The organism is Streptomyces sp. SID5785 (genome assembly GCF_009870065.1).
Lineage (GTDB): Bacteria > Actinomycetota > Actinomycetes > Streptomycetales > Streptomycetaceae > Streptomyces.
The window spans coordinates 1-5,968 of sequence record NZ_WWIA01000503.1; the positions used below are offsets into that span (position 1 = coordinate 1).

Consider the following 5,968-nt stretch of genomic DNA (forward strand, 5'->3'; position numbering starts at 1 on the left):
GGGCCGACCTCGCTGTTCACGACGGGACTGTCCGGGCCGACCTCGCTGTTCACGACCGGGCTGTCCGGGCCGACCTCGCTCGCCCGCACGACCGACGACGCCGCGGGTCCGTGCTGCTCGTGCGCCGTCGTGGCGACCCCTGACACGAGGGCGACCACCGTCGCGGCGATCCCGATGAGTCCGGCCGTCGTGGTGCGCATCGCTGTCTCCCTGAGGGTCGATCCGGTGCGCGGACGTGGGCGCCGCGCTCGATGTCCCTCATCCTGGAGAGCGCTCATCCCGTTCCCGTACCGTCCGCATACCGGCGGTCGGTAGGTTCGTCGGCGAGCGTGCCTCCGCTGCCCCAGTACTCCTGTGCCACGTCCCGCACGAGGACGGTCACGGCCTCCCGCGGGCATCCGGCGATCCGCGCGGTCGTGGCGGTCAGTTCGGCGACGAGCTCGGCCCGTGCCGTCCGGTCGTTCCCCTGCCACCAGTCGACGGTGATCACGGGCATGGCTGACTCCTTCGGTCGTCGTTCGGGGACGGGTTCTCGTCCCACACGCTGAGGTAGCGCTCGCCCGTGTCGGGCAGCACCGTGACCACGGTCGCGTCCTGGAACCCGGGCTTCTCGAGCAGCAGCGCACAGGCGTGCACCGCCGCACCGGACGAGATGCCCACGAACACACCCTGTTCGCGGGCGAGTTGCCGCGCGGTGCGCAGCGCGTCCGCGTCGGAGACGGTGATCACCCGGTCGATGAGCGAGACATCGGTGGTGGCCGCGACGAAGCCGCCGTTCAGGCCGGGGATGCGGTGCTGGCCGCCGGCGCCGCGGGACAGCACGGGGGAGCTCTCCGGCTCGACCGCGACGACGTGCACCGCGGGGTCGCGCTCCTTGAGGTAACGGGCGATGCCGGTGAGGGTGCCACCGGTGCCGACCCCGCAGACCAGGACGTCGACCCGGCCGCCGGTGTCCGCCCAGATCTCGGGCCCCGTACTCGCGTAGTGGGCCCGTACGTTGTCCTCGTTCTCGTGCTGGCAGGTGAACCAGGAGCCGGGGGTGGCGGCGTGGATCTCCTCGGCCTTCGCGATGGCGCCCTGGTAGCCCTGCTCGCGCGGGGTCCGCACGACCTCGGCACCGAGCGCCGTCAGCAGGGCGATCCGCTCGGCCGTGGCGCTGTCCGGCAGCACGATCACGCACGGGTGGCGGCGCGCCGCGGCGAGGGCGGCGAGCGCGATCCCGGTGTTCCCCGAGGTCGCCTCGATCACGGTGCCGCCGGGGCGCAGTTCCCCGCGTTCCGCGGCGGCGTCGAGCATGAACAGCGCGGCCCGGTCCTTGATGCTGGACAGCGGGTTGGCCGACTCCAGTTTGGCCAGGACCTGTGCGTCGCCGTCGCCGACGCGCACACGGACCAGGGGGGTGCCGCCCACCAGGTCGGCGATGCCGTCCGCGACGGGGCGGGGTGCGGGCAGCCCGTCCGTGCCCGGGTGCGCGGTCATGTCCGCGGCTCCGGCCGCGGGGCGGTGTCGACGTCCTCGAGGTGCAGCCGGTCCAGGAACCAGGACTCGATCCGCCGCAGCCGGTCCTCGACCTCGGCTCGGTCGCGGCCCGAGACCAGCACCGTGCACAGGAAGTCGGAGGAGGTGCGGGCCGCGGCCATGGTCCGGCCCGGCTCCACGAAGACCCGGAAGCGCTCGATCCAGGGCCAGTCGGGCGGCCCGTCCGGCACCGCGACCACCCGTCCCGGCCGCTTCATCAGCACCATCTGCCCCGTCATGACGCGGGGCCCCGGGCGCTGCCCTGATACGTCGCGCGGCACGGAGACGGGGAGCCCCACCTCCGCACGCAGCCAGTTCTCCGTCGGGTCCGCCCCGAACAGCAGGGCGACGATGTCCCGGATCGCGGCGCCCCCGGTGCGACAGGCGATCTCGCACAGCACCAGCTCGTCGCCGGGCGTGTGGAAGACCTCCGCGTGGAAGGCGAAGTTCTCCGGCCCGGGCAGCGCCCCGAGCAGCTCCTCGGTGAAGGCGAGCAGCCGGTGCGCCAGCGGGTCGGCGGTGTCGAGCGTGAGGTCGATGCGCGGCCCGGTGTCCGTCGCGAACGTGGCCAGCGGGTACTGGTACTGCGAGGGCCAGGCCAGCGCGAGCCGCCCGTCGAGGACCAGCCCGTCCACGTGGCACAGCGGGCCGGGGACGTACTCCTCGGCGATCATGTTCGGCTGGTCCGGGCCGTAGAGGTCGAAGTCCTCGGCCAGGTACGTGTCGAGCTCGGCCCGGGTCTCCAGGATGTGCAGGCCCACCGAGCCCGCGCTGTCCCGGGGCTTGAGCACCACGGGAAAGCCGTGCTCCTCGGCGAAGCCCAGGATGTCCGTCGCCGTCTCGATCTCACGGTGCGCCGCGACCCGGACCCCGCCCGCCGCGGCGAGCTCCTTCATGACGGCCTTGTCCCGGAACGGCACGACGGAGTCGGGGAGTTGGCCGGGCAGACCGAGCAGCTCCCGCAGCGCGGCGGCGCGTTCGAGGTCGCGCTCGTGACCGGCGACGACGTGGGTGACGCCGTGCGCGCGGGCGAGGTCCAGGGCGCGCTCCTCCAGCGTGCCCTCCGTGTCGTAGCCGTCGACCGCCTCGGTGTGGACGTAGCCGTCCCCGGCGGCCGGCAGCGTCTCGCCGACCCGGTCGAGGTTCTCCCGGCTCGTGAGCAGCAGCACGCCGCCCTCGTGGTCGCTGAACCACCGGTCGTAGGGGGTGGCGTGCACCGAACCGACCTGGTGCAGGACGAGCACACTCATTCAGACCGTCTCCTTGATCGCGTGGTGCGCGGGCCACGCCCCGAGCCGGCCCGCCTGGCCGCGCACGAGGGCGCCGGTGGGCCGGACGTGACCGACGTAGCGCACCGTGTCGACCCGCCACCGTCCCCGCGCGTCCTGGACCGCTCCGACCTCCAGCGGGTGCCCCGGGTCCGCGGGCAGCACGGCGAGCGCGGCGTCGGTGGCCGGGGTGCCCGGCCCGGTGTGCCGGTGGGCGGTGACGGGCGGCCCGACGGTGAGCGAGGCCGTCGCGCCGCCGCTGCCCTCGGCGATGCCGCCCCGGGCGAAGGCGCGCAGCGCGGCCTCGTCGGCGAGTTCGGCGACCACGGGCCGGTCGGCGCCGCGCCGCCGGTGGACCGCCAGCGGATAGCCCCAGGCGTGGGCGGCCCGGTACAGGTCGCTGATCCGCCCGGCGGCGGCCCGGGGCACCACCGGCACCCCGTGTGCGGCCAGCGCCTCGGCGGCCCGGACCGTGTCCGCGCCGAACACGGCCGCGTCCCGGCCCTGGCCCGGCAGCCCGAGCCGGTCGCGGAGCGCGCCGGCCCGGATCTGGTCGTCCGGGTGCAGGGCGATCACCGCGGTGACCGGGGTGTGCGCGGCCGCCGCGAGCACGGCCGTCTCGACCCCGGCCGTCCGTGCGAACCGGTCGATCCGGTGCACGTCGGCCCACGGGGCGGGCGGCGCCGGGGTGCCCGGCTCGGTCAGCAGGACCGGACCCCCGCCGGCGTCCACGCCGTCGAGCCAGTCCCCGTAGGGGAGCGCACCGAGGTCCGCCCGGTGCAGTACCACGACTGTCATGCCTGTTCCTCTCCCGCCATCCGCACGGTCAGGCGGGTCGCTGTCAGTTCCTCGCAGAGCAGGACCGCCTTGTCGGTGTCCGACGCGGTCACCGTGACGAGGCCGAGCCGGTCCCAGTTGTCCTGCGCGGCGCGCACCACGGAGCCCTCGTGGACCGAGATGTCGACGGCGTGCACCGCCGGATGGGCCCGCAGTGCGTCGACGCCCTCGATCCGCTCGACGACCCCGGGCCGGTCCGCGACGAGGCCGCGCACGCAGCCCGCCGCACGGGCCGCGGGCCGCTCCGTGAGCGGGGCGACGAGGCCGAACGGCCAGGCGAGCGTGTAGTGCACGAGGTCGATCCCGTACGCCTCCCGCACCAGGCTCTGGATGCGGCCACCGCCGTTGCGGTTGTGGCCCTCGATGACGAGGGGGCCGCGGGGGGACAGGCGCAGTTCGGTGTGGGCGGGACCGTCCTGGAGGCCGACCGCGTCGAGGAAGGCGTGCACGGCCTCCTCGATCCGCCGCTCGTCCGCCGGGTCGAGCCGGGCGGGCAGGGCGTGGCCCAGCTCCGCGAAGTGGGTCTCGTCGACGAGCTTCTCGGTGATCGCCACGACGACGTGCCGCCCGGCGAAGCTGAACGACTCGATGCTGAACTCCGGCCCGGGGATGTACTCCTCCAGCAGGTAGTCCTGCACCTGGAAGAGGGCGTTGCCCCGGTCGATGCCCGTGCCGCGCACCGTGCCGATCCGCTGCCACACCTCCTCGACGTCCGCGGGGCCCGTGACCTTGAAGATGCCGAACCCGGCGGTCAGGTCGACCGGCTTCACCACGAACGGGTAGCCGTGCGCCTCGCCGAACGCGACGAGGCTCTCCCGGCCGGTCAGCGGCTCGGCGCCGATCGCGAACCGCGGCGCGTGCTCCGCCAGATGACGGCGCATCGCCAGCTTGTCGCGCAGCAGCCGCGCCGTCTCGCGGCCGGTGCCGCCGAGACCGAAGAGGTCGTTGACGCGGCCCGCGATCTCCAGCCCGGGCTCGGTCAGCGACACCGCCGCCGCGAAGCCCCACGCCTGCTGCGCGGCACGGGCCAGCGGCTCCACCACCGCCCAGTCCGTGAAGTCCGCCACGAACGTGACGTCGGCCAGCCGCGCCTGCTCCGCGTCGAACTTCTCCTTGTGCTGGATCAGGATCACGTTCAGGCCCAGCGACTTGGCGACGCGCAGCGGCCTGGTGAGATGACCGAGGACCAGCAGGGTCCGCTCGGGCACCAGGGCCGGGGCGCCCGGCGGCGTCACCCGCAGCAGCGCCTTGGCCGCGGCCGCCCGCTCCTGGGCCTGCCCCGCGTCGGCGCCGTCGACGACGACGAAGCCGTGCCGGCTGCCCGAGTGCACCGTCACCGGGAGCGTGTCACCGGGCTCGTAGGGGAAGTGCAGGTCGTGGACGTACGCCAGGTCCCGTATCTCCGTACGTCCTTCGACGGCGCCGATCTCGCCCGGCGTCAGCTCGAAGAAGGAGATGGCCGCGGACCGCGTCGCCGGTCGCGGGGGGACGTCGCGGCCCGCGAGCGCCTCGAAGACGGCGGCCTCGATGTCGTAGCCGGCGGCGATCCGGATCAGCTGCGGGATGCGGTCGCCGCCCAGGCGGGCCTGCGACTCGACGACCCGCGGCCCGGCCGCCGTCAGGATGATCTCGGTGTGGGCGGGGCCGAACCGGTGGCCCGCCGCGTCAAGCAGCGCGACGACCAGCTGCTCCATGCCGGACGCGGTCCCGGCGTTCAGCGGCGCGGGGAACAGCTGCCCGCTCTCCACGAACAGCGGCCCGTCCGCGACCTGCTTCTGCGTGATCCCGACGACGTGGTGCACCCCGTCCGCGGTGAGCGTCTCGACGCTGAACTCGGGCCCCTCAAGGAACTCCTCGAGCAGCACAGGACCCTCGTACGAGAAGCGGGCCACCTCGTCCTGCCAGGCGCGCAGGCCGTCGGCGTCGTGGACGAGGCGCACGCCCGCGCTGCCCGCCATCCGGGTCGGCTTCACGATCGCCGGGTACCCGAAGCCGTCCAGGAGCGCGGACACCTCGCCGGGGTGGTCCGCGGCCGCCGTGCGCACCGGCGAGATCCCGTGCGCGGCCAGCAGCTCCCGCAGCGCGGCCTTGTCGTTGAGGCGGCGCACCGCCTCGGGCGGGTTGACCGCGAGACCGAGCGCGTCGGCCTCCTCGGCGGTCGCGAGCATCGTCTGCTCCTTGCCCAGGTGCAGCACGTGGGCGACGTCGTGCGCGCGGGCCGTCTCGCGCACGAGGGCGCGCAGCGCGTCCTCGTCCGCGAAGTCCGTCAGCAGCAGCTCGGCCGAGTGCCGGGCCACGTCCTGCAGATACTCCGGCGACTGCTGCGCCGGGTCCCAGATCGACCA

The 5,968-nt window shown here is 74.4% G+C and carries 6 protein-coding genes; all 6 read right to left on the minus strand.

Annotated elements, in window-relative coordinates:
* The coding region (locus GTW43_RS16450; protein WP_161302783.1) for a hypothetical protein at positions 1-200 on the minus strand (200 nt) is incomplete at its 3' end.
* Between the two features lie 74 nt (positions 201-274).
* The gene (locus GTW43_RS16455) at positions 275-496 is read right to left on the minus strand and encodes a tautomerase family protein (protein ID WP_161302784.1); all 222 of its coding nucleotides are present in this window, start codon (positions 494-496) and stop codon (positions 275-277) included.
* Entirely contained in the window at positions 487-1,479 is a 993-nt protein-coding gene (locus GTW43_RS16460; protein ID WP_161302785.1) for a cysteine synthase family protein, read from the minus strand. The genes GTW43_RS16455 and GTW43_RS16460 overlap by 10 nt, the downstream gene beginning before the upstream one ends.
* Positions 1,476-2,768, minus strand: a complete 1,293-nt coding sequence (locus tag GTW43_RS16465; protein WP_161302786.1) for a hypothetical protein — start codon at positions 2,766-2,768, stop codon at positions 1,476-1,478. The genes GTW43_RS16460 and GTW43_RS16465 overlap by 4 nt, the downstream gene beginning before the upstream one ends.
* On the minus strand, positions 2,769-3,584 hold the full coding sequence (locus GTW43_RS16470; protein WP_161302787.1) for a hypothetical protein: 816 nt from the start codon (positions 3,582-3,584) through the stop codon (positions 2,769-2,771).
* The coding region (locus tag GTW43_RS16475) for an ATP-grasp domain-containing protein (protein WP_161302788.1) at positions 3,581-5,968 on the minus strand (2,388 nt) is incomplete at its 5' end. The genes GTW43_RS16475 and GTW43_RS16470, both read right to left, overlap by 4 nt.